This window comes from Serratia sp. X3, assembly GCF_014982455.1.
Lineage (GTDB): Bacteria > Pseudomonadota > Gammaproteobacteria > Enterobacterales > Enterobacteriaceae > Serratia > Serratia ureilytica.
Window position 1 is genome coordinate 1,672,986 of the sequence record NZ_JADCNB010000001.1, and the last position, 25,523, is coordinate 1,698,508.

Annotated in this window: 33 protein-coding genes and 3 pseudogenes; 19 read left to right on the top strand and 17 right to left on the bottom strand. The window is 56.9% G+C overall.

The annotated features are described in order from the left end of the window. Nucleotides 1-4 precede the first annotated feature (4 nt). From puuD to IMX17_RS07930, 4 genes are read left to right on the top strand one after another with little or no spacing between them, the layout of a single operon-like run. Complete coding sequence (puuD, locus tag IMX17_RS07915) at nucleotides 5-766, top strand: gamma-glutamyl-gamma-aminobutyrate hydrolase (RefSeq protein WP_193549587.1); 762 nt, start codon at nucleotides 5-7, stop codon at nucleotides 764-766. Further along, entirely contained in the window at nucleotides 763-1,320 is a 558-nt protein-coding gene (puuR, locus tag IMX17_RS07920; RefSeq protein ID WP_046898562.1) for an HTH-type transcriptional regulator PuuR, read from the top strand. The genes puuD and puuR overlap by 4 nt, the downstream gene beginning before the upstream one ends. Before the next feature lie 15 nt (nucleotides 1,321-1,335). Continuing rightward, nucleotides 1,336-2,832 (top strand): aldehyde dehydrogenase PuuC, encoded by a 1,497-nt coding sequence (puuC, locus tag IMX17_RS07925; protein ID WP_182264611.1) that lies wholly within the window; start codon nucleotides 1,336-1,338, stop codon nucleotides 2,830-2,832. Nucleotides 2,833-2,843: 11 nt separating this feature from the next. Next, nucleotides 2,844-4,124: an FAD-binding oxidoreductase gene (locus tag IMX17_RS07930; RefSeq protein ID WP_046898564.1), complete on the top strand. Its 1,281-nt coding sequence runs from the start codon at nucleotides 2,844-2,846 to the stop codon at nucleotides 4,122-4,124. A gap of 43 nt (nucleotides 4,125-4,167) precedes the next feature. Here IMX17_RS07930 and IMX17_RS07935 read toward each other — a convergent pair whose 3' ends face one another. Then, the gene (locus tag IMX17_RS07935; protein WP_016928044.1) at nucleotides 4,168-4,923 is read right to left on the bottom strand and encodes an SDR family NAD(P)-dependent oxidoreductase; all 756 of its coding nucleotides are present in this window, start codon (nucleotides 4,921-4,923) and stop codon (nucleotides 4,168-4,170) included. Nucleotides 4,924-5,236: 313 nt separating this feature from the next. After that, nucleotides 5,237-5,665 (bottom strand): universal stress protein, encoded by a 429-nt coding sequence (locus IMX17_RS07940; protein ID WP_182264612.1) that lies wholly within the window; start codon nucleotides 5,663-5,665, stop codon nucleotides 5,237-5,239. 253 nt (nucleotides 5,666-5,918) lie between these two features. On the opposite strand from IMX17_RS07940, the pseudogene IMX17_RS07945 reads away from it, so the two are divergent. After that, nucleotides 5,919-6,140 (top strand): annotated as a pseudogene (locus IMX17_RS07945) (hydrolase); the annotation flags it as partial. 259 nt (nucleotides 6,141-6,399) lie between these two features. Here the strand turns inward: IMX17_RS07945 and IMX17_RS07950 are convergent. Continuing rightward, nucleotides 6,400-6,478, bottom strand: a pseudogene (locus IMX17_RS07950). 114 nt (nucleotides 6,479-6,592) lie between these two features. Next, nucleotides 6,593-6,805 (bottom strand): RNA chaperone/antiterminator CspA, encoded by a 213-nt coding sequence (gene cspA, locus IMX17_RS07955; protein WP_004941268.1) that lies wholly within the window; start codon nucleotides 6,803-6,805, stop codon nucleotides 6,593-6,595. Between the two features lie 579 nt (nucleotides 6,806-7,384). Here cspA and IMX17_RS07960 point away from each other — a divergent pair. After that, nucleotides 7,385-7,765 (top strand): hypothetical protein, encoded by a 381-nt coding sequence (locus IMX17_RS07960; RefSeq protein ID WP_227414476.1) that lies wholly within the window; start codon nucleotides 7,385-7,387, stop codon nucleotides 7,763-7,765. Between the two features lie 9 nt (nucleotides 7,766-7,774). On the opposite strand, the gene IMX17_RS07965 is transcribed toward IMX17_RS07960, so the two are convergent. Continuing rightward, nucleotides 7,775-8,419 carry a Qnr family pentapeptide repeat protein gene (locus IMX17_RS07965; protein ID WP_046898567.1) on the bottom strand — a complete coding sequence of 215 codons (645 nt, stop codon included), beginning with the start codon at nucleotides 8,417-8,419 and terminating at the stop codon, nucleotides 7,775-7,777. Between the two features lie 147 nt (nucleotides 8,420-8,566). Continuing rightward, nucleotides 8,567-8,776: a hypothetical protein gene (locus tag IMX17_RS07970; protein WP_004941260.1), complete on the bottom strand. Its 210-nt coding sequence runs from the start codon at nucleotides 8,774-8,776 to the stop codon at nucleotides 8,567-8,569. A 150-nt stretch (nucleotides 8,777-8,926) separates the two neighbouring features. Between IMX17_RS07970 and IMX17_RS07975 the strand changes: the two genes are divergently transcribed. Further along, nucleotides 8,927-9,277 (top strand): GFA family protein, encoded by a 351-nt coding sequence (locus IMX17_RS07975; RefSeq protein WP_182264613.1) that lies wholly within the window; start codon nucleotides 8,927-8,929, stop codon nucleotides 9,275-9,277. 13 nt (nucleotides 9,278-9,290) lie between these two features. On the opposite strand, the gene IMX17_RS07980 is transcribed toward IMX17_RS07975, so the two are convergent. The 5 genes from IMX17_RS07980 to IMX17_RS08000 all read right to left on the bottom strand — a co-directional run bounded on the left by IMX17_RS07980 (nucleotide 9,291) and on the right by IMX17_RS08000 (nucleotide 13,665). Further along, nucleotides 9,291-10,463 (bottom strand): Gfo/Idh/MocA family protein, encoded by a 1,173-nt coding sequence (locus tag IMX17_RS07980; RefSeq protein WP_182264614.1) that lies wholly within the window; start codon nucleotides 10,461-10,463, stop codon nucleotides 9,291-9,293. A 14-nt stretch (nucleotides 10,464-10,477) separates the two neighbouring features. Continuing rightward, nucleotides 10,478-11,401, bottom strand: a complete 924-nt coding sequence (locus IMX17_RS07985; protein WP_046898569.1) for a TIM barrel protein — start codon at nucleotides 11,399-11,401, stop codon at nucleotides 10,478-10,480. Between the two features lie 186 nt (nucleotides 11,402-11,587). Continuing rightward, on the bottom strand, nucleotides 11,588-12,619 hold the full coding sequence (locus IMX17_RS07990) for a LacI family DNA-binding transcriptional regulator (RefSeq protein WP_182264615.1): 1,032 nt from the start codon (nucleotides 12,617-12,619) through the stop codon (nucleotides 11,588-11,590). 72 nt (nucleotides 12,620-12,691) lie between these two features. After that, a complete protein-coding gene (locus IMX17_RS07995; protein WP_004941246.1) occupies nucleotides 12,692-13,108 on the bottom strand; it encodes a DUF2000 domain-containing protein in 417 nt (138 codons plus the stop codon). 98 nt (nucleotides 13,109-13,206) lie between these two features. Further along, nucleotides 13,207-13,665: a hypothetical protein gene (locus IMX17_RS08000; RefSeq protein WP_046898571.1), complete on the bottom strand. Its 459-nt coding sequence runs from the start codon at nucleotides 13,663-13,665 to the stop codon at nucleotides 13,207-13,209. Nucleotides 13,666-13,897: 232 nt separating this feature from the next. On the opposite strand from IMX17_RS08000, the gene IMX17_RS08005 reads away from it, so the two are divergent. Continuing rightward, nucleotides 13,898-15,109, top strand: coding sequence for a CynX/NimT family MFS transporter (locus IMX17_RS08005; RefSeq protein WP_182264616.1), 1,212 nt, complete (start codon nucleotides 13,898-13,900; stop codon nucleotides 15,107-15,109). Between the two features lie 72 nt (nucleotides 15,110-15,181). Here IMX17_RS08005 and IMX17_RS08010 read toward each other — a convergent pair whose 3' ends face one another. After that, nucleotides 15,182-15,319: a hypothetical protein gene (locus tag IMX17_RS08010; protein WP_016928056.1), complete on the bottom strand. Its 138-nt coding sequence runs from the start codon at nucleotides 15,317-15,319 to the stop codon at nucleotides 15,182-15,184. Between the two features lie 294 nt (nucleotides 15,320-15,613). Here IMX17_RS08010 and IMX17_RS08015 point away from each other — a divergent pair, with 294 nt between their 5' ends. The 3 genes from IMX17_RS08015 (at nucleotide 15,614) to IMX17_RS08025 (ending at nucleotide 17,394) form a co-directional block, all read left to right on the top strand. Next, nucleotides 15,614-16,729 (top strand): AI-2E family transporter, encoded by a 1,116-nt coding sequence (locus IMX17_RS08015; protein ID WP_033652078.1) that lies wholly within the window; start codon nucleotides 15,614-15,616, stop codon nucleotides 16,727-16,729. A 92-nt stretch (nucleotides 16,730-16,821) separates the two neighbouring features. Then, nucleotides 16,822-17,034, top strand: coding sequence for a hypothetical protein (locus IMX17_RS08020; protein ID WP_046898573.1), 213 nt, complete (start codon nucleotides 16,822-16,824; stop codon nucleotides 17,032-17,034). A gap of 66 nt (nucleotides 17,035-17,100) precedes the next feature. Next, nucleotides 17,101-17,394, top strand: a complete 294-nt coding sequence (locus IMX17_RS08025) for a hypothetical protein (protein WP_046898574.1) — start codon at nucleotides 17,101-17,103, stop codon at nucleotides 17,392-17,394. A 161-nt stretch (nucleotides 17,395-17,555) separates the two neighbouring features. Here the strand turns inward: IMX17_RS08025 and tolA are convergent, their stop codons facing one another. Then, nucleotides 17,556-17,993: a cell envelope integrity protein TolA gene (gene tolA / locus IMX17_RS08030; protein WP_046898576.1), complete on the bottom strand. Its 438-nt coding sequence runs from the start codon at nucleotides 17,991-17,993 to the stop codon at nucleotides 17,556-17,558. Between the two features lie 366 nt (nucleotides 17,994-18,359). Here tolA and IMX17_RS08035 point away from each other — a divergent pair, with 366 nt between their 5' ends. From IMX17_RS08035 to uspF, 3 genes are all read left to right on the top strand, one after another. Then, nucleotides 18,360-18,593, top strand: a complete 234-nt coding sequence (locus IMX17_RS08035; protein WP_033642785.1) for a YgdI/YgdR family lipoprotein — start codon at nucleotides 18,360-18,362, stop codon at nucleotides 18,591-18,593. Nucleotides 18,594-18,605: 12 nt separating this feature from the next. After that, nucleotides 18,606-18,833, top strand: a complete 228-nt coding sequence (locus tag IMX17_RS08040; RefSeq protein WP_019454813.1) for a YgdI/YgdR family lipoprotein — start codon at nucleotides 18,606-18,608, stop codon at nucleotides 18,831-18,833. A 217-nt stretch (nucleotides 18,834-19,050) separates the two neighbouring features. Continuing rightward, nucleotides 19,051-19,500: a universal stress protein UspF gene (gene uspF / locus IMX17_RS08045; RefSeq protein ID WP_182264617.1), complete on the top strand. Its 450-nt coding sequence runs from the start codon at nucleotides 19,051-19,053 to the stop codon at nucleotides 19,498-19,500. Between the two features lie 74 nt (nucleotides 19,501-19,574). Here uspF and IMX17_RS08050 read toward each other — a convergent pair whose 3' ends face one another. Next, nucleotides 19,575-19,763, bottom strand: a complete 189-nt coding sequence (locus tag IMX17_RS08050) for an isocitrate/isopropylmalate family dehydrogenase (RefSeq protein WP_182264618.1) — start codon at nucleotides 19,761-19,763, stop codon at nucleotides 19,575-19,577. A 312-nt stretch (nucleotides 19,764-20,075) separates the two neighbouring features. Between IMX17_RS08050 and IMX17_RS08055 the strand changes: the two genes are divergently transcribed. After that, nucleotides 20,076-21,197, top strand: a complete 1,122-nt coding sequence (locus tag IMX17_RS08055; protein WP_193549588.1) for an acyltransferase — start codon at nucleotides 20,076-20,078, stop codon at nucleotides 21,195-21,197. Nucleotides 21,198-21,227: 30 nt separating this feature from the next. Here IMX17_RS08055 and IMX17_RS08060 read toward each other — a convergent pair whose 3' ends face one another. After that, entirely contained in the window at nucleotides 21,228-21,662 is a 435-nt protein-coding gene (locus IMX17_RS08060) for a tail fiber assembly protein (protein ID WP_182264620.1), read from the bottom strand. Between the two features lie 8 nt (nucleotides 21,663-21,670). Next, nucleotides 21,671-21,943 (bottom strand): hypothetical protein, encoded by a 273-nt coding sequence (locus IMX17_RS08065; RefSeq protein ID WP_193549589.1) that lies wholly within the window; start codon nucleotides 21,941-21,943, stop codon nucleotides 21,671-21,673. A gap of 100 nt (nucleotides 21,944-22,043) precedes the next feature. Between IMX17_RS08065 and IMX17_RS08070 the strand changes: the two are divergent. Next, a pseudogene (locus IMX17_RS08070) lies at nucleotides 22,044-22,481 on the top strand (tyrosine-type recombinase/integrase); the annotation flags it as partial. Between the two features lie 112 nt (nucleotides 22,482-22,593). Here the strand turns inward: IMX17_RS08070 and icd are convergent. Beyond that, nucleotides 22,594-23,847, bottom strand: a complete 1,254-nt coding sequence (gene icd / locus IMX17_RS08075; protein WP_015377612.1) for an NADP-dependent isocitrate dehydrogenase — start codon at nucleotides 23,845-23,847, stop codon at nucleotides 22,594-22,596. Nucleotides 23,848-23,978: 131 nt separating this feature from the next. Between icd and rluE the strand changes: the two genes are divergently transcribed. From rluE to IMX17_RS08090, 3 genes are read left to right on the top strand one after another with little or no spacing between them, the layout of a single operon-like run. Next, the gene (gene rluE / locus IMX17_RS08080) at nucleotides 23,979-24,605 is read left to right on the top strand and encodes a 23S rRNA pseudouridine(2457) synthase RluE (protein ID WP_046899344.1); all 627 of its coding nucleotides are present in this window, start codon (nucleotides 23,979-23,981) and stop codon (nucleotides 24,603-24,605) included. Between the two features lie 22 nt (nucleotides 24,606-24,627). Continuing rightward, entirely contained in the window at nucleotides 24,628-24,966 is a 339-nt protein-coding gene (locus IMX17_RS08085; protein WP_182264623.1) for a lysozyme inhibitor LprI family protein, read from the top strand. 9 nt (nucleotides 24,967-24,975) lie between these two features. Continuing rightward, nucleotides 24,976-25,422 carry an NUDIX hydrolase gene (locus tag IMX17_RS08090; RefSeq protein WP_015377609.1) on the top strand — a complete coding sequence of 149 codons (447 nt, stop codon included), beginning with the start codon at nucleotides 24,976-24,978 and terminating at the stop codon, nucleotides 25,420-25,422. Nucleotides 25,423-25,523 lie beyond the last annotated feature (101 nt).

Genomic DNA, 25,523 nt, shown 5'->3' on the forward strand with positions numbered 1-25,523 from the left:
TAGCATGGACAATATATTTAACAGACCAGTCATCGGCGTCGTCATGTGCAGGTATAGGTTAAACGGGCACCTCACACAGACCTTGCAAGAAAAGTACCTGAATGCCGTTATCACCGCCGGCGGCTTGCCGATCGCCCTGCCGCACGCGCTGGCGGAGCCGGAAATGCTGGCGGAACTGTTGCCGCGCCTCGACGGCATTCTGTTGCCCGGCAGCCCCAGTAATGTGCAGCCGCACCTTTATGGTGAAAACGGCGATGAGCCTGACGCCGATCCTGGCCGAGACGCGTTGAGCCAGGCGCTGATCCGCCAGGCATTCGACAGGCGCATTCCCCTTTTCGCCATTTGCCGCGGCATGCAGGAAATGGTGGTCGCCACCCAAGGCACCCTGCATCGCCGCCTGTATGAACTGCCCGAGCTGCTGGAGCATCGTGAAGATCACGACCTGCCGCTGGAACAGCAATACGCCCCCGCCCACGAGGTCACCGTTCAGGAAGGGGGGCTGCTTTCGCAACTGATACCGGATTGCAACAGATTCTGGGTGAACTCGCTGCACGGCCAGGGCGCCAAAACCCTGGGCGCGAGCGTTCGCATCGAGGCGCACGCCGCCGACGGGCTGGTGGAGGCGATCAGCGTGCGCGATCAGCCCTTCGCGCTCGGCGTGCAGTGGCACCCGGAGTGGAACAGCGACGAGTACGCCCTGTCGCGCCTGTTGTTTGATGGTTTCATTACCGCCTGTCGGAACTATCAAAAGGAAAAACGCCCATGAGCGACGTCAGCTTGGCACCGGGAAAACGTCTGTCGCAGATCCGTCAACAATTGGGGTTGTCGCAGCGCCGGGTCGCCGAACTGTCTGGGTTAACCCACAGCGCCATCAGTACTATCGAGCAGGACAAGGTCAGCCCGGCCATCAGCACGCTGCAAAAGCTGCTGACGGTATACGGTCTGTCGCTGTCGGCGTTTTTCGCCGAACCGGAAAAACCGACGGAGCCGCAGATCGTTATAGACAACGACGACCTGATCGAGATCGGCAGCCAGGGCGTATCGATGAAGCTGATCCATAACGGCGATCCGAATCGCACGCTGGCAATGATGATCGAGACCTACGAACCGGGCACCACCACCGGCGAGCGCATCAAACACCAGGGGGAAGAGATCGGCACGCTGCTGGAAGGCGAAGTGGTGCTGCAGGTCAACGGCCAGAGCTATCACCTGCAGGCCGGGCAGAGCTACGCCATCAATACCGGCATCCCCCACAGTTTCAGCAACACGTCGGCGCGCATTTGCCGGATTATCAGCGCCCATACGCCGACGACATTCTGATCAACGGAGCCAGGCATGAACTTTCACCATTTGCAGTATTGGCAACAACGGGCGCAGGCCCTGAAGATTGAGCACCAGCTGTTTATCGACGGCCGCTACCAGCCGGCCGCCGCGGGGAAACGTTTCGCCGTCGAAGATCCCGCCGGTCGCCGTGAGCTGGCGCAGGTCGCGCGCGGCGAAGCCGCCGACATCGATCGGGCGGTCAGCGCGGCGCGCACCGCCTTTGAACGCGGCGACTGGGCCCAGGCCGCGCCGGCGCAGCGCAAAGCCACGCTGCTGCGCTTCGCCGAGCTGATGGAACAGCATCACGAAGAGCTGGCGCTGCTGGAAACGCTGGACACCGGCAAACCGATTCGTCACAGCCTGCGCGACGACGTGCCGGGCGCTATCCGCTGCATCCGCTGGTACGCCGAAGCGATCGATAAGGTGTACGGCGAAATCGCCCCTACCGGTCGCGACGCGCTGGCGCTGATCGAACGCGAGCCGATCGGCGTGGTCGGCGCCATCGTGCCCTGGAACTTCCCGTTGCTGCTGGCCTGCTGGAAGCTCGGCCCGGCGCTGGCCGCCGGCAACAGCGTGGTGCTCAAACCCTCCGAAAAATCGCCGCTGAGCGCCATCCTGCTCGGCAAACTGGCGCAACAGGCCGGGCTGCCGGACGGCGTGCTGAACGTGGTGCCCGGCTACGGCCACGATGCCGGCAAGGCGCTGGCGCTGCACCGCGACGTCGACGCCCTCACCTTTACCGGCTCTACGCTGGTGGCGAAACAGCTAATGATTTACGCCGGCGAATCGAACATGAAACGCGTCTGGCTGGAGGCCGGCGGCAAAAGCGCCAACATCGTCTTCGCCGACTGCCCGGATCTGGATCAGGCCGCCCGCAGCGCCGCCGCCGGCATCTTCTACAATCAGGGGCAGGTGTGCATCGCCGGCACTCGCCTTTTGGTCGAAGCGAGCATTGAGCAAGCGTTCCTGCAGGCGCTGCGCAAACACGCGGCGGCCTTCGTGCCCGGCGACCCGCTCGATCCCGCCACGGTGATGGGCACGCTGATCGACAGCGGCCACTGCGAGAAAGTGGCCGGCTATATCGATCGGGGGCTGAGCCAGGGCGCCGCGCTGTTCCTCGACGGGCGCGACCATCCGCAGGGCGACCACGCCGGCTATCTGGGGCCGACCATCCTCACCCAGGTGGACAATGCCATGAGCGTAGCGCGCGATGAAATCTTCGGCCCGGTGCTGGCGGTGACGGCGTTCGACGACGAGCAACAGGCGCTGCAGCTGGCCAACGACAGCGACTACGGCCTCGGTGCCGCGGTCTGGACCCGCGATCTGGCGCGCGCGCACCGCATGGCGCGCCAACTGAAGGCCGGTACGGTGTTCGTCAACAACTACAACGACGGCGACATGACCGTGCCGTTCGGCGGTTACAAGCAAAGCGGCAACGGCCGCGACAAATCGCTGCATGCGCTGGACAAATTCACCGAATTGAAAACCACCTGGATCTCGCTGGAATAAGGGCTTACATCATGACTGAACACGTAAAAAGCTATTATGCGGCCACGGCCAACGCACATCAGCCCTATCCGCAACTGAATGAATCGATCGAATGCGACGTCTGCGTGATCGGCGGCGGCTATACCGGCCTCTCCTCCGCGCTGTTCCTGGTGGAAGCCGGTTACGACGTGGTGGTGTTGGAAGCGGCGCGCATCGGTTTCGGCGCCAGCGGCCGCAACGGCGGCCAGTTGGTCAACTCTTACAGCCGCGACATCGATGTGATTGAAGAGCGTTACGGCGCGGAAAGCGCCCGCCTGCTCGGCAGCATGATGTTCGAAGGCGCGGAGATCATTCGCAGCCGCATCAGCCGCTACGCCATCGACTGCGACTACCGCCCCGGCGGCATCTTCGCCGCCCTGAACAACAAGCAGTTCCATGCGCTGATCGAGCAAAAACGCAACTGGGAGCGCTACGGCAATACCCAGCTTGAGCTGCTCGACGCGGACCGGGTGCGCCAGGAGATCGCCAGCGATCGATACGTCGGCGCGCTGCTCGATCACAGCGGCGGCCACATCCATCCGCTCAATCTGGCGCTGGGCGAGGCCGAGGCGATTCGCCTGCAGGGCGGGCGCATCTTCGAGCAATCGGCGGTGACGAACATTCGCCACGGCGAACCGGCGCTCATCAGCACCGCCAATGGCCAGGTGAAGGCGCGCTTCGTCATCGTCGCCGGCAATGCCTATCTGGGCGATAAGCTGGAGCCGCGGCTGGCCAAGCGCAGCATGCCGTGCGGTACCCAGGTGGTGGCCACCGAACCGCTGGCGCCGGAGATAGCGCAGGCGCTGATCCCGCAGAACTACTGCGTGGAGGACTGCAACTACCTGCTGGATTACTACCGCATCACCGCCGATCATCGTCTGCTGTACGGCGGCGGCGTGGTGTACGGCGCGCGCGATCCGGATGACATCGATAACCTGATCCGGCCGAAGCTGCTGAAGACCTTCCCGCAATTGAAAGGCGTGCGTATCGACTATCGCTGGACCGGCAACTTCCTGCTGACGCTGTCGCGCATGCCGCAGTTCGGCCGGCTGGAGAATAACGTGTACTACATGCAGGGATACAGCGGCCACGGCGTGACCTGTACCCATCTGGCGGGCAAGCTGATCGCCGAGCTGATGCGCGGCGACGCCGAACGCTTCGACGCCTTCGCCAAGCTGCCGCACCTGCCGTTCTTCGGCGGACGCAATCTGCAGATCCCGTTCACCGCCATCGGCGCGGCCTACTACACGCTGCGCGATCGCATCGGCGTCTAAAACAACAGGCCCGGTCATAATGGCCGGGCCTGCGCATTAACGCTTAGACGATCTTCGGTTGGCCGTCCGAGGCGGTCGCCCCGCCATCGACCGGAATGTTGGCGCCATTGATAAAGCTGGCGTCGTCGCTGGCCAGAAACGCCATCACCGCCGCCACTTCTTCCGGCTCCGCCGCACGCCCCAGCGCGATGCGCTCATTGAACTTGTCGCGGATCTCCTGCGGCCAGCCGTTGGTCATGTTGGTTTTAACCAGGCTCGGGCAGACCGAGTTGATGCGCACGCCGTCACCGCCGTGATCCAGCGCCATGGCGCGCGTCAGGTTAACCACCGCGCCTTTCGCCGCGCAGTAATAGGCCGCGCCCCAGTCACCGCCCAGGCCGGACACCGATGCGGTATTGACGATGCAGCCTTTAGTTTTCAGCAAGTGCGGCAAGGCGAATTTGGAACAGAACACCACGCCGTCGATATCGACCCCGGCGATGCGACGCCAGTCGTCGATGCTGGTTTCCAGCACGCTGCCCGCCACGTGTACGCCGGCGTTGTTCAACAGGACGTCGATGCGGCCAAGTTTTTCCGCCACCTCGTTCATCATTTTTTCAACCGCCACGTGATCGGAAACGTCGATATGCACCGCCATCGCGCGGCCCTTCGGCAGCGAAGCGGCAACCTTGTCTACCGCTTCCTTGGCCCAGTCGGCCAGCACCACAATGGCGCCCTCGGCGGAGAAACGGCGCGCCGCCGCTTCCCCCATGCCATTGCCCGCACCGGTGATAACCACGACTTTATTGTCAAAACGCATGAGACCTCCTCCATGTAAACGCATTTATATAAGTCATACAAATCTCATTGCCCCGAGGATAAGACGCAGGCTCCCTGAGAGCCAGTCAAAACGTGCGGTTTATTAACCAAAAGGAGGTATGCGAGTCATTTCAATGCGCTGGGTTAATCTTTATCGGATTTTGGCCAACATATTGATGGAGATAATAAAATTGCGGCCAGTCACTATTTTCCTGGCGGATTGTCAGCCAGCGGGATTATTGCAGATAGACAGTTATGGCCGCTCAGAGATAAGCGATGCGAATGAAATAGCAGCCGCCCGCCGGCGGCCGCGACTATTTTTTCTCGATGGGGACAACCAGCAGATCGACGTTCAACTCATTGATCGCCTGACGCGCCGAAGAAACCAGCCGGCTCCAGACATCGTGGTGATGGCCGAAGATCACCAGATCGAACCCTTTTTCCTTCGCCACCCGATTCAGCTCTTCCGTCAACGCGCCACGGCTGACGATCACCTCTTCCACCGGATAGGAAGACTGCCCTTTGATTGCATTGAGCATATTCTTCACCCGCTCCGAAAACGTGCGATCGGTGTAGTTGTAATCTCCCACGCCCAGATCGACATAATAACCGGCGCGGTGAATATCGATATAAATCAGTGAAAGTTTGGCCTGGAGCGCGGCGGCCAACCTGGCGCCCTTGCCCAACAGGAGCTCGGCGTCTTCGCTGAGATCCGTGGCGACAACGATATGCTGATAAGCCATGACGGCGGCCCTCCGCGTCAAACCCATGAACAGGATGGCGTTCCTTGCCGCATGTTTCTCATGCACCTTAAGTTTAGCCCAGCGCCGGCCCCCGCGCCTGCTGCAGTGTCGTTCTATTAATGGAACGATGCATCCCGGCTTTAGGCTCTACCGGATTTCTCTCCTCTCCCTACACTGTAGGCAAGTGCTGATTTTCAGCCTTATCAATCAAAGAAGATACCCTCTGACCTCACGACGAAAAAAGGAAGACACCATGAGCACTCCAGCCAACTTCAACGGCCAGCGTCCTGTTATTGATGCTAATGACGCGGTCATGCTCCTGATCGACCACCAAAGCGGTCTGTTTCAGACCGTCGCCGATATGCCGATGACCGAACTGCGCGCTCGCGCCGCCGCCCTCGCCAGCATCGCCACCCTCAGCAAACTGCCGGTGATCACCACCCTATCAGCTGCTGATCGAGAGCTACCTCAAGGCGCAGGACGTGGTGAAAAATAACGAACTGCTGGACTCGCAGCGTTAAGATCGCGGGCATAAAAAACCCCGGCCAAGGCCGGGGCTATTAATCGTGTGCCGGTGACTTTCCCGGCTGTCATGTTATGGCGTAAGCGTCCATCCCACACTCCAACATTACGCAGCCTAAGCGCGACTTTTTCACAACAGAAAAATAGACTGAAACGCAGCGTTATTAATTCTGCGGCAATCTGTTTTTCTGTTGCCAATAATCATTAATTATTGGAACGTCATCGAGGAATCGAACCCCAGTCCGCCAACAAATAATTTCGCTGCCGCTCTTCCTGCTGAGCTAATGACGTATCGAGAAAGACTCCGGGCGAACCCGGAGTTTATTCAGGCTGAGGATTTCATTGCTTAACTGCTCCGGCTTAAACCCTCATCGCTGTCGTAAGAAATTGCACCTCGGCCAAAAATTATAACGCGACCACGTTGCCGGCAGAAGGCCCCTTCATGCCATTTTCGATAGTGAACTCAACCTGTTGGCCTTCGTCCAGCGTTTTGAAATCGTTGCTCTGGATAGCGGAGAAGTGTACGAACACGTCTTTGCCGCCGTCTGCCGGGGTGATAAAGCCAAAGCCTTTACCTGCATCAAACCATTTTACCAAACCAGTCATTTTATTGGACATAGAGATATTTCCTTTATATTTTTGCGACGCCACATGGCGATAGAGGTCTGTTTTTATTGGAAACTTATGGGGCACTAGAGAAGAGAATTCGCGGAAGAAGAGGTATCTGAGGGATATCGCTAATACTGAGAACTGCTTTACTAAAACTGCTTTCATAAGGTCTGTACTACAAACCGATGACGCTATTTACACACAGCTAAATTATTTAATCAAGATATATTTTAAATTATATTCATCTGCCTCATAAATTTATTACCGCAAAGTACCGCCTGCATCTGCCGCCAGCTCAGGGTTATCTGCGCGGCGTTCGGGGTGAAAAATAACGAACGCTTGGACTCGCCGCGCCGGGGCCGATCATGAACGCGCAAACAGCCGCCGATTCCGCGTTCTGCTCTTCCCTTCACGCGAAACCACTCCCTGCTATAACACTGAAGAAAACCGCTTAATCGTCATGAAAGAGAAATAAAAGCTTAATAAATCAATCTGTTCTCGACACTGGCGCATTATCGTTGTTAGGATAATTATTTTACTTTACAGGAAATGACCTCAAGGATGGCTATGATGGGCAAAAGAACACTGATGCTGACGGCGCTGACGCTCAGTTTGGCGGGCTGCCAGCCGGCACCGCCAAGCTATGTGGAAAACGCGAACGCCTTGATAGCCAAACAAATCAGCGCGATTGGCCCTCAAGCGGTGCAGTGCAAATTTGCCCAAGACGGCGATTATTGGATTTCGGCTTGCTCATTGGGCAACGCGCGTCACGCGCCGGTATTCGCCCTGTTCGAGCAGGAAGGCGTCATGCAGGCTAACGACAATCTGGCGATCGCCGTCGTGCCGCTCAACGAGCAAGCTCGGCACTTTGTGCGCGATCCGCGTTTCACTATCCCGGTAATGCAACGCCGCATTCCCGTGGACGCGGATCAAGCGTTCAATCGCTTATTTGCCCAACCATCGCGTTAACCCTCCCCTTCAGCCGATGATTGCGATCCCCAGCCGTTCCAGCAGTTGAGCGGCCTGGTGACTGTCCATTTTAACGCCCTGCAGATCGGTGGTGCGCAAATCCAACTCGCCCAGTTCCGCGTTGCTCAGATCGCACTGGGTGACATCGGCGGCGCGCCAGTCAAAACCGGAGAATTCGCCGCCGGACAGATCGGAGCCGCTGAAGCTGGCGCCGAGCACCTGCGCGCCGTGCCAACGGTTTTCCCACAGCTCGCATTTCTCCAACACCACTTTGGCAAAATTGGCGTAGCTCAGGTTGCTCTTGGTGATATAGGCGCTGCAAAACCAGGTGCGGCTGGTGATCATATTCATAAAGCTGGCGCCGCGAAAATCTGCTCCCTGCGCGCGACATTCGCGGATCTCCAACCCCAATGCGTCAACGTGGCGGAAATCGGCCATCGATAAATCGCAGCTTCTAAAACTCGCGTCTTTCAGGATCGCGCGGCTGAAGTTACCACCCTGTCGACTGTCGCGATCGTAAAATTGACAGCCGATGAATTCGGTGCCGGTCAGATCGGCGCCCGAAAAATCGCACAGCATAAAGTTGCCGTTTTCAATTTTTTCGCCGGTAAAGCGGTTACGGTCAATCTTTTCACCCTTCAATATCAGACTCATCGCAGCAAACCTGTTTATTTATACAGTTATCATGACATTTAACCCTATTCCGCCAGGGTTGGCAACCGGCGTCGTTCGGTCGGGAGTTCGCTGTAATAACCGCAAAAAAAACCGCCCGGGACGGGCGGTTTAGCTGACGACAAGCCGTTACTTCAGGGCTTCCTGAATAGCGTCGGCCATCGGGCCGATGTGCTTCTCCGCCGCCTTCAGCTGGAAATCAACGCCGTTGCCGTCGTTGGTGTCTGACAGCGTAGCCTTGATAAGCTCCAGCGCCGCCTGCACCGCCACCAGCCGCTTGTGCTGTTCGTCCGTGACCGGTTCGGCGCCCATGTTTGCCGGATAGTAATGCTCTAACATCGCGATCTCCTTTTGATGACGTTAAACCTTAACCTACCAGAAAACCGCGCATTTATTAAGGAAACCGCGCCCGGCACGGCCAAATGGCGATAAATTGCACTATACTGGGCAAACTGGGCAAACCCGCCCTCCTGCCACAGGATCACCGTCATGTCATTCCAGGGAAGCTGCCACTGCGGCGCCGTTACCTTCTCCGTAGACGCCGAACTGCCGACCGAAGCCCTCAGCTGCAACTGCTCAATCTGCCGCCGCAAGGGGCTGTTGCTGTCGTTCTTTCCCCTCACAGCCTTCACGCTGCACAGCGGTGAAGATCAACTCAGCGCCTATACCTTCAATCGGCACCGGATCCGCCATCAGTTCTGCCGAGTCTGCGGCGCTCAGCCCTTCGCCTACGGCACCGCGCCGGACGACGCCGCGATGTGCGCCGTTAACCTGCGCTGCGTGCCTGACGTCACGCTGGATGCGTTACAGATCCACAGCTACGACGGGGCCAGCGTCTGAGCGAATCGCGCGCTCAGTCGAAGGCGACCCAGCCGGCATCGGCTTCGGCGGATTGCACGCAGCGCGCCACCCACTTCACGCCCAGCGCGCCGGCCTGCACGTCCGGATACCAGAAGTCGGCCAGGAAGGCTGCGTCGCGCCGATCGGTGGCGTCCATCGCCAGCGCGAAGCGGCGGTAGAGATTCGACCAGGCTTCAAACAGCCCCTCCGCATGGCCGCCGCCGATGCGATCGTCCGCCAGCGCCGACGCGGCGAGATACGGCATGCCGCGCTCCAGGATCCGCACCGGCTCGCCCTGCACTTCGAAGCGCAACTGATTGGGTTGTTCATCCCACCACTCCAGGCTGGCCTTTTCACCGACAATGCGCACCTTTTGGCCGTGCATCGAACCGCAGTTGACCGCCGAAGCCCACACGGAGCCGATGGCGCCGTTGTGATACTCCATCAGCACATAGGCGTTGTCCTCCAACGGCGCGCGCGACGGCACAAAACTTTGCCGGCTGCAGAGTAGCCGCCGGATCTTCAGCTGCGGCGCCATGGTTTCCGCCAGGAACAGCGTGTGGGTCGCCAGATCGCCCAGCACATAGCTGGGGCCGACAAAGCGCGGATCGACCCGCCAGCGAGTGCTGGGATTATCCTGCTCCACCGGCGCGGCGTGAAAGCCGTGGGCGAACTGCATATTCACCAGCCGAATTTCCCCCAGCCGGCCATCGGCAATCATCTGCCGCGCCTGCAAAATCATCTGGTGCCCGGCATAGCCGTAGGTCACGCCGATGACTTTGCGCTGCCGCTCGCACAGCGCCGCCAGCGCCTGTGCCTCTTCGACGCTGAAACACAGCGGCTTCTCGCATACCACGTGCAATCCCGCCTCCAGCGCCGCCCGGCAAATGGCGTAATGGGTGTTGTTCGGCGTGGCGATCGAGACCGCTTCGATGCCGTCCGCCCGCGCGGCTTCGGCGCGGAACATTTCGGCATAATCCGCATAACAGCGCTCCGCCGCCACGCCCAGACTCCGGCCAAAATCACGCCCGCGTTCGGCGTCAATGTCGAACGCGCCGGCCAACAGAGTAAACGCGCCGTCGCGCAAGGCCGCCGAACGATGGATGTAACCGATCTGGCTGGTGCCGCCGCCGCCGACCATGCCCCAGCGCAACGATCTCGCCAAAGGTTTGCTGCCGTTGATCATCGTGTTTCTCCTGATTAAAAGCCGAGGCCGCGCAAGTAGCGCAAGCTGGCGGTGACGTCCTGCAGGCTGCCCTGCACATTGCGCGGATCGCGCTCCTGCTCGATAGTGATCCAGCCCCGGTATCCGCGCTCGGCCAACAGCGCGCGCAGCTGCGGATAATCGATCGCCCCGCTGCCTAACGGGCACATGACGCCCTCGGCGCAGGCGGTGAAAAAATCGACGCCGCGCGCCAGCACCTCTCGGAACACCTGCGGATCGACGTCTTTGAAGTGCAGATAATCGATACGTTCAAAGTGCTTGCTCAGCCAGGCAGCCGGGTCCAGCCCGGCGTAATACAGATGGCCGGTATCCAGGCACAATCCGGCGGTGTGATGCGGAATGTCCGCCGCCAACCGGTCGATTTCGTCGGCGAACTCGATGCAGCCGCCGGCGTGCGGATGCACCACCGGCCGCACACCATATTCCCGCCAGGCCAGTTCGCTGATGCGCGTAATGTGCCCGATCATCCTCTGCCACTCCCCCTGCGACAAACGCGGCGCTAAATCTGAACGCCCGGCGAACCTGGCGCGTTGCGGATTGCCGAAATCGATAATCACCAAGAATGGCGGCGCGGCGCGATCGCCCTCGGTCGGCTCCGCCCTGGGCGCCCGCGAGAGGTTGCGGCATATCCGATGCGTCAGGGCCAGCAGGCGCTCAATGTTCGCCTCGCTGACCAGATCGTCAAAAATCGTGCCGGCCACCAGCGACAGGCGATGCTGCTCCAGCGCGGCGCACAGCGCCTCGCTCTGCGTCGGCAGATAGCCCCACGGCCCCAGCTCGATGCTGCGGTAGCCGGCCGCCGACGCTTCTTGCAGAACCGTGGCGTAGGGCGGCAAATGGGGGTTGTTCGGATCATCCACGCCCCAACTGCAGGGCGCATTGGCGATAGGCAAAGTCATGGCGACGGCTCCTTTTTTGCGGGGAATGCCGTCAGTATCAAATAAAAATTCCAAAGCCATCAATAATGAAAATTTTATTTTTTGATAGAGATCGCGCTATTTTTGATAAATTATTTGATAGTTTTTTATCAAATTCAAGCGGCGCCTTGTTGCGCGCTGCTCTCGGCAAACACCACTCAGCGGCCGTCAGAGGTTTTCTTTGGTGATCACATCGAAGCGATTAATGATGTGGCGTAATCCCGGTTGTTCATCGGCGGCGAGTAACGTCTCGACGATCGTGGCGGCCAATTCGGGAATGCGGTGGCACAGCAGCAGATCCACCGTGCCGTCGAGCAGCGCCATTTCACCGCCCTGCATCGGGCCGTGGCACACCAGCGTGATGTCGCGCTGCCGGCCGCTCTCTCGCAACGCCTGAATAATGCCCTCCACACCGCCGCTCGGCGCGTAAAGCGCCGCCAGCTCCGGGTGGTTCGCCAGCAGTTCACGCGTGACCCGGCGCGCCGTTTCCGCGTCCTCAAGGCTGCGCACCGGTTCCAGCACACGCTGGCCGCTCATCTGTTCACGCAGGTAGGAGCGAAAACCGATCTCGCAGGCTTCCTGGCAAGTAAAACGGTTGTCGCCGATGATCACGCCGACGTCGCCCTGACGCCGGCACAGACGATCCACCGCCCAGCCGGCGGTGCGGCCCGCTTTTTGATTATCCAGACCGATGTAGCCGGCGCGGCTGGGCACCGATAAATCCGACAGCAGCGCGAAAACGTTGATGCCCGCCTGGGCGGCTTCTTCTACGGCATAGTGGATCAGGGGGTGATCCAGCGCCAGCACGCCGATCGCTTCCACCTGGCGGCTCAATTGGCTAATGGCGGCGGCGGTGTCGCCGATGGCATTGAGAGAGTGGAAGATGAACTGCGGCGGCTGACCCGGCTCATGATACGGCGCCGCTTGCGCCATCAGTTCATCAGCCAGTTGCGCATAGAAAGAGTGTTCGCGCCGCAGCAGGATGAACCCCATTCTCAGGCGGCGTTCCGGCCTGCCCAGCACCGCCGACAGGCAGTGGGACTTCTCCAACGCGAACCCCAACTTTTTCGCCGCCTCAATCACCCGGCGCTGGGTGGCGGGCCGCACCGACGCGCGTTGGTTGATCACCCGATCGACGGTGGCGATGCCGACCCGCGCCTCTCTGGCAATGGCCGCCATGGTGGTTTTCTTGCCGCTCATGTTCATCTCCATCAACGATTTGATGGAAAAATATCATAGCCGTTGCCGCCCCTGATGTGACGCCGTTCGCGATTAACGGTAGACGGAGAACTTCTTGGTGAGCGGCTTAAGCTGCTCAGTGTCGCCGTAGAGCGCTACCGCCACGAAGTCCAACTGCTCGTAGGGGGTATTGGCGGTGTCGGCGATCTGCTGCTCGGCGGAGTGCGACAGCATGGTGGTGGTGAAGAAGTTGGACAGCACGCCCTCCTCCTTGCATTTGAGGATCAGGTTGCTGAGCTGGCTGCTGTTCTTGGCCTGCAGGATGACGATCGGGTAATGGCTCATATTGGCGCTGACGCCGTCGAGGCTGCTCGGGTAGTGGTGAAACTCGCGCTGCTCGATTAGATCGGTGATGCCCGCCGTCAGATGGCAGGAGGCGTTAAACAGCGTGGCCGGTTCGTGGTTGCGGTTGAGGATGATGTAGAATTTTTTCTCGTTGTCGCTGTACATACTCTTCTCCTTGAATAGACAACCCTTTTTACCCAAGCCAAGGGCGGTTTTCAAGGCGAGATAAGGGCCGCGTCCGGCCCCGTGATGACGTTTCAGCCTCAGATCCCGCCTTCGCCCGGGCCCTGCGCCTGCGCCACCTGATGCAGCACGGTGATGTTCTGCAGGACAGTGCCGCCGTCGATCGGTTTCATCTGGCCGTCGCGATCTTTATAGTGCGTCGGTTTGGCCCCGTGGAAGAACAGGCCGGCGTTGACCTGCACGCCCAGATAACCGGCGCTTGGCGGCAGGCGCTGCACATCGGTCCAGGGGTTGGAAACCGGCACGAACTGGAATCCCTCGCCCGTCTTCGCATACAGCGGGCGCAGCAGCGTGACAAAGGCCATCAGCGGCGACAGCGCCTCTTTGAAGATCTGGACCGGCCGATCGACCGTCATCAGGAAGCCATGCGGCTGTTCCTCTACCGTGTCGAAGGTCAGGCTGCTGCTGATATCGTCACCCCGGCCACCGTAGCTCCACTCCATCACCGGCGCTCCGTTTTCATTCATCATCTCTGACATACACTGCTCCTTATAAATAAAATTGATCGGGCACGCTCGCGGCGTGCCGGAACAGTAAACCGCTGAACGGCCGCCCGCGTCCACGCAGGGCGGCACACTGGCGAACCAAACAACGAGGCGCGCAAAATAAAGCTCGAAATGAATAATTTCCCCGCGTGACAGCGCAGCATTTGAACGACTTCTGTCGTAGCGCAGACGCATAGTGAGGGCGTTACCGCCACTGGAGAGTGTTATGACTGCGATTAAACCGGACGCCATCGACCGCATTTCCCCCGCCGCCACGCCCTGGCTGGCCGTCATCAACGTGCTGTTCGCCGGCATCGCCGCGGCGCTGCACGTGGGCAAGGCCACCATTGCCTTGCCGGCGCTGCAGGCCGAGTTTGGCCGTTCACTGGAGACGCTAAGCTGGGTCATCTCGGCGTTTCCTTTCGTCGGGGTGTTCGGCGGCATCGCCGCCGGGCTGCTGGTGCGCCGCTGGGGCGATCGGCGCCTGCTGGCGCTGGGATTGCTGATCGTCAGCGCCGCCAGCTTTACCGGCGCCACGCTGCACGACTTCAGCGGCTTGATCGTCAGCCGCTTTGTCGAAGGCCTCGGCTTCGTCATCGTGGTGGTCGCCTCGCCGGCGGTGCTGAACCGCATCGTCGCCCCGGCGCAGCGCAGCCTGGTGTTCGGCATCTGGAGCACCTTCATGCCGGCGGGCATTGCCATTTCGCTGTTTTTCGGCCCTCACCTGGCGGGCTGGCAACAGAACTGGCAGGCCGGTGCGGCGCTGACACTGCTGGCCGCGCTGCTGCTGCCGCTGACCACGCCACGCCGCGCCGCCGACGCGCACGCTGCGCCGTTGCCGCTGCGGCAAGCGCTGGGCGCGATACTGCGGGCGCGCCAGCCGCTGTTGCTGGCGCTGATGTTCACCGCTTACAACCTGCAGTTTTTCTCGGTGATGACCTTTTTACCGATCTTTCTGATGCAGCGCATCGGTCTGACCCTGGCGACCGCCGGCGGCATCAGCGCGGCGGCGGTCGCCGTCAATATCTTCGGCAATCTCGCCGCCGGGTTCTTGCTGTCGCGCGGTCTGCGGGCCGGGAGCCTGCTCGCGGCCACCAGCCTGATTATCGGCATTTTTGGCATCGGCATTTTCCTGCCGCTGACGCCCAATGGCCTGCTGATCCCGCTGTGCTTCCTGTTCTGCGCCATCGCCGGCATGCTGCCCGCCACCATTCTGGCCGCCACGCCGGCGGCGACGCCAGAGCCCACGCTGCTGCCGCTGAGCCTCGGGCTGGTGATGCAGGGAAACTACCTAGGCCAGGTGATCGGCCCGATCGCGCTGAGCGCCATCGTGGCCGCGGCCGGTTGGGCGGCGCCGGGGTGGCTGGTGCTGGCGGCAGCGGTGTCAGGGGCGGTATTGGCGCTGATTTTTCGCCGCGGGCCGCGCAATGCGGCGTAATGGCGCAATAATGAGAAAGGGGGTTCTATTTATTATTAGCAGTGCTGAATATTCCCTGGTGCGGGTGCGTGCTTATCGTGAAGGATAAGGCCAGTGATGATCCAGGCCCGACAAAGACAAGGCGCCGGTCGCAACAAGATAAATCAGCAGACCGGCGAAAGCGATCAGCAATGCCTTTTCGATAACGGCAAGTCGTTTGTGTTCTGTCATTTGCATACTCCTTCGGGTATCGGGCGAACGGCCGCCCTCATCAACACTAGGAAAGCCTGGCTCAGGGGGCAAGCGCAACACACAAAATGAAACACAATCAATAAATTTTGTTAACTATTTAGCATTCTTTCTTTCCTTGCGCCGCCGCCTGAGCCTCGCGCGGCGCCCTCCTTTCCCCTTAGTAACCCTATGGAATACGCCGTTAAAAATCCCCTACCGGATAAGCAAAGGTGATGATAGTGTTGTTTTCATTCAGTTCATCTATGCTGAAAATTCATCTTTTGAGGGACGACTATGATGTCTAAAGGCATTTCCAAGGGATTCTTTATTCTGATCCTGTTTATCGTCACCGCCGCCTTTCTCGACGTGCTGGGGCCTTATTACTCCTCGGTGCTGTGGGCGGTTATTCTGGCGGTGATTTTCCATCCGGTGAAAAAGAAGTTGAAGCAGTACGTCGGCGAACGCAACGGCGTGGTGTCGCTGCTGACGGTGGCGCTGATCTGCCTGATCGTGTTCACGCCGTTAGCGATCATCGCCTCATCGCTGGCGATGGAATTCAACATGATTTACACCAAGCTGCAGACCAATAACAGCCAATTGCCGACCATGCTGGCGGACTTTATGCGGCATCTGCCCGGCTGGGCGCAGCGCTTTCTGGCGGAGCATAACCTCAACAGCGCCGCCGAGATCCAAAAACAACTTTCCGAGGTGGCGCTCAAGGGTGGGCAATACCTGGCGGGCAGCGTGTTCCTGATCGGCAAAGGCACCTTCAACTTCGTCGTCGGCTTCGGCGTGATGCTTTACCTGCTGTTCTTCCTGCTGAAAGACGGCCCGTACCTGGTGAACCTGGCGCTCGAAGCGCTGCCGCTCTCACAGCACGTGAAGCACCACCTGTTCGTGAAGTTCGCCGCCGTCTCCCGCGCCACCGTCAAGGGCACGGTAGTGGTCGCCGTGGTGCAAGGCGCGCTCGGCGGGCTGGCGTTTTACTTTACCGGCATTGACGGCAGCCTGCTGTGGGGCGCGCTGATGGCGTTCCTGTCGATCATCCCCGCCGTGGGCTCAGCCATCATCTGGGTGCCGGCGGTGATCTACTTCTTCGCCACCGGCATGCTGTGGAAAGGCATCTTCCTGGTGGTGTTCTTCGTGGTGGTGATCGGTCTGGTGGACAATATTCTGCGCCCGCTGCTGGTAGGCAAAGACACCAAAATGCCGGACTACCTGATCCTGATCTCCACCCTGGGTGGCATGGAGATTTACGGCATTAACGGCTTCGTCATCGGGCCATTGATCGCCGCCTTGTTCATCGCCTGCTGGAACATCCTGTCCGGCCGCGACAGCAAGGAAAACATCGAAGAGATCGACGAAGAATTCATCGAAGAAGGCAAGAATCATCCCGACGCGGCGGAGTAAACCTCTCGCGCCGTATCGCACCGGGGCCCGTTTGGGCCCCTTTTTTGTCTGTGGTATCCTTGCCGCGCTCACAAGGAAGAACGGGTTTCGTTATGCTTATTCTCTACGCCACGCTGGCCATCGCCTTCACCCTGCTGTGCCTGTTGGCCTTTATTTATTGCGCCTATCAGCTGTCGAAGCACGGCGACGTCAAGTTTTTGGCCTCGCTTTCCGTACTGCTCTTCGCGCTGCTGGCCTTCTCTGCCGCTTACGGCTACGTCAGCGCCTGGCTGCAACAGCAGGCGGTGGATGTCAGGCTGTATTAGCGCGCTGGGATAAAAAACACCTATAGAGTGACTGAAACACACGCCAAGAAAGGAAAGCATTTCCCGATGAGATTACCGCCAACATCCGTTATCCCCCTGCTGTTCACCCTGCTGCTGGCGGGCTGCCAGTATCACAAAACCGTGTTCCCGCCGCCGTATATCGGCACCCCGCAAGAGATCGGCACCTACGAAGTGAAAGGGCTGACGTTCGTCACCACCGTCACCTTCAGCGGCCTGTTCGCCGAAGATCTGGTGCGCGAATACGCACAGAAACACCACTATCGCTACTATGTGGTCACGATGCGCAGCAACGGTTTTAAAGACCGAAGCGAGCGCGTAAGCGCGATGATGTATCGGTAGAGAGTGGTGCCGCATGCCGTGAAATAATGCCGAAAAAACGGGCTTTAGCATGAGGAAGCGCTATACGAAATATTGCACAACCCAATATTCACAGGCCGCATGAAAATACGGCCTGTGACTTTGGTTTAATTGTCTGGCATAGCAGTTTCCGCCCTGCATTTTCACTGCGGGCGAAATTCCAATACGCTGCTTTTGACCGCTTCGTAAACCGCGGCCGTTGGCGGTTTAGGCAAACGTGCATTGACGATTGCCTTTATCGCGGCCTGGCAAAGTTCCGGATCCCCTTGCTCAGCCCGAATGCTGATCAGCAGGCCATCCGGCGCCAGCTTGATGCTTAATGTGCAACTTCTGCCTGAGTAGGTCTCGGCGTCTTTAAAATGACGTTGAATCTCAGCTTGCACCTGAGACAGGTAATGTAATTTCTCTTTCCCCGGCGCCTTTGGGTTGCCAAGGTTGGCGAAAAGATCGTCAACCTCTTTATTCACCGGGTCGGTTTGGCTGGGGGTTGTGCTCTTGGCACACCCGGTTAACGCCAGTGCGAACATTCCCGCCAATAGCGTGGCGACGCCGGTTTTATAGCCTGAATGCGTGATTTTCATATCCCTGTCCTTATGGATGATAGTCAGCCGAAATCAACGTGGTATTCGACAAGATCCCCGGCGAATACTTATACAGAATTAACGCCAAACCGCCAGAGACATTATTAGTATCAAGCATCGGCATGCGGAGAATCGTGGGCCGATGATGACATGAAGCCATAGCCCCCGGGCGGGGGGGGGGGTACGCCTGCGTACCCTGACCTATCGATAACCTTGTTATCCGAACGAGCAATCACTCCATCAATAAATTAAGTTATTCTTAATTTTTTATCCCATTAGAAGCACTTTTACCCCTGGCAATCTGGAAAATCTGCCTATACTTACTTTCATGATATTAAATTTGTTTAAGTAACCAGGATGGTAGGTATGAAAAGCAAACGCCCCTTTGCCGCGCTGCTGGCGGCAACAGCATTGATGTCCCTGGTGGGCTGCGCTTCCAATCAGGCGATCAAAACGACGGACGGCAAAACCATTGTTACCGACGGCAAGCCCCAGATCGATAAAGATACCGGATTGGTCTCCTATCGAAATGCTGAAACGGGCAAAACGGAACAGATCAATCGAGACCAGATTGCAAACATGAGTGAGTTGAATAACTAAAAGGAGCTTCAAATGAAAAAAGCGCTTGTTCTTCCCGCGATCGCCTTGGTTGCCATCGCCGCACTGTCAGGCTGCACACGCACCAGCTACGCTATTCATACCCACGATGGCCGAACGATCATCAGTGACGGCAAACCGAAAGAGACTTCTGCCGGGTTGATCGGGTATACCGACGCCAATGGCGTCAAACAGCAAATCAACAAGACGGAAGTCAAAGAGGTGTCGGAAATCCCTCATTAAGAGTCCGATAATCTCAGCCAGCTAAAACCAAGGGAGCCGATGGCTCCCTTTCTATTCAAACAGTAAGCGCGCCCATTGGCGTTTAACGATAACGTCGATAAACGCCTGACATTTCAGCAGACAACGTTGCCAGGTTTGCCATACGGATCTCCCCTTTCCCGGCGTCGAACGGCTATAATCCGATAAGTGGAGTTTTTTAAAACGATAAGGAGGGAGTATGTACAAAACTATTTTGGTTCCCGTGGATATTACCGAGCCGGAATTAACACAGCAGGTCATCCCGCATGTCAACGCGCTCGCCAGGCTCGAAGACTCCCACGTCCATTTCCTGGCGGTGATCCCGTCGCGCGCCACCTACGCGGCCTTCGGCTTTGCCGCCACGGCGGCGGTGGAAACCAAAGATGAAACCATTGCGATAGCGACCGAGGGGCTGGCGAAAGCGGCAAAACAATTCAGCGTGCCTGAAGATAGAGTGACCACGCATGTCGCTGTCGGCGATCCCAAAGATCAGATCCTGGAACTCGCCGATGTGCTTAACGCGGAGATTATTGTGATGGGTTCCAACCGCCCTTCTGCAATGACTTACCTCCTCGGCTCGAATGCCACCGCGGTAGTGCGCCACGCCAATTGCCCGGTGTTGGTGGTGCGTGAATCGGCTAACGCTTAAAATCTCTTGCTCATTTGAACAATAAAAAAACGGGAGCCCTTAGGCTCCCGCTCTTATTCAAGCGCTGAACACACTTACATGTGCTTAACGATAGCGTCGCCAAACTCTGAACATTTCAGCAGCTTAGCGCCTTCCATCAGGCGTTCGAAGTCATAGGTCACGGTCTTGGCGGCGATGGCGCCTTCCATGCCCTTAACAATCAGGTCAGCCGCTTCGAACCAGCCCATGTGACGCAGCAGCACATACCATGTCAAAATTAACACACTGAATTATATATATAAATATCACAATTACCGATTGTGGTATTTCAAACGAATCGTGTTTAACGAACCTTTATTCATGGTGGTTTCAGTTGAGTTTTGCAGAAAGAACCGCCCCAGCGTCAAAGTAGGCAACCGGCACAAAATGGTGACCGGTCATTTTTATTTTTCGCGGACTAATGCAGCTGCATCCCGCAATACGCCCTTGTAAAGCGTGTTGCCGACAGTCTTGCGCCTGATCTCTATTAGTATGGTGACTCCCGATTGCCACAGAATAGACAACTAAATTTCCTCTCGTTCATGCATGGTGATAGAATGATGCAGATAAAAATTTATTTACGTGGTTCATTAATGAAATCAATTACCATAGAGCAGTTTATAAAAAGAGATAATAACAACCTAGATTTAATAAGAATAATGTGCGCTTATTTTGTTATTTATGCACACGCATTTGCACTATCCCCAGCTGATGGAAGTAATGATATTTTATATAAAATGACATTATTAGGATACGTCTCATTTGGTGGGGTAGCAGTAAAAACTTTTTTCCTAATTAGTGGACTGCTCGTTACAAACAGTTTATTGTCAAATGGGAATATATTAAATTATATATCATCGCGTTTCTTCAGGGTCTTTCCTGCTTACGCCGCAACCATCATAATAACAGCGATAATATTTGGACCTTGGTTAAGTAATTTTAGCCTTAGAGATTACTTTTCGTACGATGATGTTTGGTCTTACATTTTTAAAACCTTAAGGTTGGATGTCCAATATAATCTCCCAGGTGTATTTGTCGATAACACATTAAGTGCCGTTAATGGTTCGCTTTGGACGATACCAATGGAGATAAAATCATACTTTTACCTGTTATTAATATATTTAACCAGCATTATATTCAGGTCATACAAGAAAACATTTATTGCCATTATATCGATAGCTATACTCATTGAGCCGTTTACTCCATTAAAAGGCCATTTGATAGCAAAATCGGAAGATCCAAGTATCTATTTGCTTTACCCATTTTTCTCTGCTGGGTGTCTTCTGGCAATACTAAAAAACCGAATCACTACCAGTATGGTATTTACTTTGGCGATAGCTGCTATCATTGCATTTTTCTTGTCTGACAGTGATAAGGCAAAAACAGCATTATTTTATATTTTTGCGTCCATGTCATTACTATATGCATCCTCTCTTTCGCTTATCAGAAGATTAAAAATCAAAAATGACATATCGTATGGTGTTTATTTATGGGCCTTTCCCGTTCAGCAAACCATAGCATCATTATTTGTAGCATCACCATACGTTAATATACTACTATCGGTTGTAATATCGAGTGTTTTTGCATACTTTAGCTTTAAGCTAATCGAGAGCCCAGCAATGAGATTAAACAAAAGAATGCTACAGAGTAATTTCTTCATTCAAAGACAACGTTCATAAAAGAAAGCCCGGAGTCCGGGCTTTCTTTTCCTACGGTTTTTCAGGCCATTCGATGTTAGGAGCCATCGACGCATCAATGCCTTGTACGAAATCAATGTAATCCAGCATTACGTTTAGCCTAGCCGTCTCTCCAATAGTCAGTTTCCTCCCTGCCTGCAACTTTAGTTGGATAGTGTTGATTGATTGTATGGCATCATCAATCAATGTCTGCTTATGCTGCTCCGCCGACGCTACTAACTGTTCCTGCGTTGGTTCTGGTGGAGCTGCAAGGTAAGGTTTTCCATCGTCACCAGCAACAATGACTCTCCCAATGGCCTGCCAGTCAAATAACAATTTATATTCATCATTAGTTATCGCGACAGCATCCGCTGGCCAGCCTTTGATAGAGTTCTCATAGACACTCTTTTCTGATGCATCGTAAAACCCACCTGTTTTAGCACTGTAGTAATATCTATTCTCTTTCATAAGAGACCTCAGAAGCCAATTGCCAGATATTTTCCACCGCGAGCATCAGTGTCCCCTTTACCTTTTGTGAAAGTAACAGTCGTATTTGTTCTTCCGCCAACCCCAACTTGTTCAGTTGCAGCGGCGGTCGATAGAGAAGAATCTGGCACTGGAATAGCAAAAATACAATAGTTAGGAAATGCCTTTGGAAACGAGACTGTAACGGATGAACCTGGGGCTGCACCTATTGACCAGGTACCAACTTGTATACGCAACTGCGAACTAAATGCATCCCACCACATGCTCGTGCCATCAGTAGAGAAACCATCATTAAGCGCCACAGCGCCACTACGGCCATTAACGCTGGTTACCGGGTAAGGTGGTTGGCTATTGGTAGTGTATAGCAAAATGCAGTTTTCTGACGTATGGGACGGCCACCTACACGTTGAACAGATAAAAACCGGGGCTAAGGTCGCGATCCCCCTATCCCTTCGCTGTGATGCCATTGGCATGACCCTGGAACAGATAATCACTCAGTGCCGGGATCATATCGTCAGCCCTTACCTCGTCCACTACACGCACAATACGGCGATGGCCAGACGGGGAGGAATGGTTAAGCCCAACACTATCAGCACAAGTTTTAAAAAAATTCGTGAGCTATCGGGATTGTCTTGGAGCAAAGGAACTCCGCCCAGCTTTCACGAAATCCGTTCGCTGGCCGAACGCTTATACCGGGAACAAAAAATCAATACTCGGGATTTACTTGGGCATAAAAGCCAGCGTCAAACCGATCGATACAACGATGATCGAGGAAAAGAATGGAGAGTTGTTGGGGCGTGAAATTCGGTCATTTTTCATACCATTTTGCAGAAGAGTTTTGCAGAAGATTTTTTAGGCGGGAAAAAATACGGGAGCATTATGCCCCCGTTAACATTCGCTACAATGGAGTAACTTACATGTGTTTAACGATAGCGTCGCCAAACTCTGAACATTTCAGCAGTTTAGCGCCTTCCATCAGGCGTTCGAAGTCATAGGTCACGGTCTTGGCGGCGATTGCACCTTCCATGCCCTTAACGATCAGGTCAGCCGCTTCGAACCAGCCCATGTGACGCAGCATCATCTCTGCAGACAGGATGATGGAGCCTGGGTTCACTTTGTCCTGGCCGGCGTACTTCGGCGCAGTGCCGTGAGTCGCTTCGAACAGCGCGCAGTCAGAGCCGATGTTGGCGCCCGGCGCGATGCCGATGCCGCCTACCTGGGCCGCCAGGGCGTCGGAGATGTAGTCGCCGTTCAGGTTCATACAGGCGATCACGTCGTATTCCGCCGGGCGCAGCAGGATTTGCTGCAGGAAGGCGTCGGCGATCACGTCTTTAACCACGATCTCTTTGCCGGTGTTCGGGTTCTTGATCTTCAGCCATGGGCCGCCGTCGATCAGCTCGCCGCCAAACTCTTCACGCGCCAGCTCATAGCCCCAATCCTTGAAGGCACCTTCGGTGAACTTCATGATGTTGCCTTTATGAACCAGGGTCACGGAGTCGCGGTCGTTGGTGATGGCGTATTCGATCGCCGCGCGCACCAGACGCTTGGTCCCTTCTTCGGAGCATGGCTTCACGCCGATACCGCACTGCTCTGGGAAGCGGATTTTCTTCACGCCCATTTCGTCGCGCAGGAATTTGATCACTTTGTCCGCTTCGGCGGAGCCGGCTTTCCACTCGATGCCGGCGTAGATGTCTTCGGCGTTTTCGCGGAAGATCACCATGTCGGTCAGCTCAGGCTGTTTCACCGGGCTTGGAGTGCCCTGGTAGTAACGCACCGGGCGCAGGCACACGTACAGATCCAGCTGCTGGCGCAGGGCCACGTTCAAAGAACGGATGCCGCCGCCGACCGGGGTGGTCAGGGGGCCTTTGATGGCGACACGGTAGTCGCGGATCAGGTCCAGAGTTTCGTCCGGCAGCCACACGTCTTTACCGTAAACGTGGGTAGATTTTTCGCCGGTGTAGATTTCCATCCAGGAGATTTTACGTTCGCCGTGGTAAGCCTTTTTAACGGCCGCATCAACCACGTGGATCATGGCAGGAGTCACGTCAACGCCGATGCCGTCGCCTTCGATGAACGGGATGATCGGGTTATGAGGAACAACCAGTTTACCCTGGGCGTCAACCGTGATTTTTTTACCTTCTGCCGGAACAACTACTTTGCTTTCCATCAACCTCTCCTTCAAGCGCAATTTTGTTAATGCTTTGTAAGATGCGTGTAGATACTACTTGAATATTCGGTCCGCGCCAATCCGAAACGGATTCGGTTATAATGCGCTTATCATCCGTAATCTCAACTGTTATGAAAAAATTCTCTGTTAGAAATCACAACGTTAAACGATTCAGCAAGCCGAATGCCGCCAAACCCGCCGCGCCGAAGGGGCCGCGCCGAATTGTGTTATTCAACAAGCCCTTCGACGTGCTGCCGCAGTTCACCGATGAAGCTGGCCGCGCCACGCTGAAAGAGTACATCCCCTTCCCCGACGTTTACGCCGCCGGGCGCCTGGATCGCGACAGCGAGGGGCTGCTGGTGCTGACCAACGACGGTCACCTGCAGGCGCAGCTCACCCAGCCGGGCAAACGCACCGGCAAAATCTATTATGTGCAGGTCGAGGGCGCGCCGCAGGAGAGCGATCTGGCGCCGCTGCGCAGCGGCGTCACGCTGAAAGACGGCCCGACGCTGCCCGCCGGGGTGGAGTTGGTGGCCGAGCCTCAGTGGCTATGGCCGCGCAACCCGCCGATCCGCGAGCGTAAATCCATCCCCACCAGTTGGCTGAAAATCACCCTGTTCGAAGGGCGAAACCGCCAGGTACGTCGCATGACGGCGCATATCGGGTTCCCTACCCTGCGCCTGATTCGCTACAGTATGGGTAATCTTTCGCTGGGCTCACTGCAGCCTGGTGAATGGAAAACCATCGATTCCCTGTAGACCGACAATTGAAGGAGGCGCAATGAAACCCTCTCTGATCGCGCTGCTGTTTACCGCCCTGGCGGCCCCGCTCGCCGCCCAGGCCGCCAGCTTCGACTGCGCCAAGGCGGCAGGCAGCGATGAACGCGCCATCTGCGCCGACCGCACGCTGAACGATCTGGACGTGCAAATGGCCACCCAATACCAATTCCTGCGCGGCCTGTTCGCCATGGGCGCGCGCGGCGCGATGCAGGACAGCCAGCAGGCCTGGCTGGCAAAACGCCAGCGGTGCGGCGGTGACACCGCCTGTCTGTTCAAAAGCTACCGCACTCGCATCGCCGAGCTGGACGATATCTATCGGCGCATCGACAAACCGCTGTAAGGAGACCGCATGTTCAAACCGCACGTCACCGTGGCCTGCGTAGTGCACGCCGCCGGCAAATTTTTGGTCGTCGAAGAGACCATCAACGGCAAAGCGCTGTGGAATCAGCCGGCCGGCCATCTGGAGGCCGACGAGACGCTGGTGCAGGCCGCCGAGCGCGAGCTGTGGGAAGAGACCGGCATCCGCGCCACGCCGCAGGCGTTTTTACGTCTGCACCAATGGATTGCGCCGGATCGCACGCCGTTCCTGCGCTTCTGCTTTGTCATCGAGCTGGAACAGCCGCTGCCGACCGAGCCGCACGACAGCGACATCGATCGCTGCCTGTGGCTGAGCGCCGACGAGATTTTGCAGGCGCCCAACCTGCGCTCCGCACTGGTGGCGGAGAGCATCCGCAGCTATCAGCAGCCGGAGCGTTACCCGCTGTCGCTGGTCGGCAGCTTCGCCTGGCCGCATTAAGCGCGCTGGGCAGCACAAGATGAACAGTGCGCCGGCGCGGCCAACGTGGTAAAATCCTGCGCTTGTTTTTATCAGCACGGTTCGTGTTCAAGTTCGTGAGA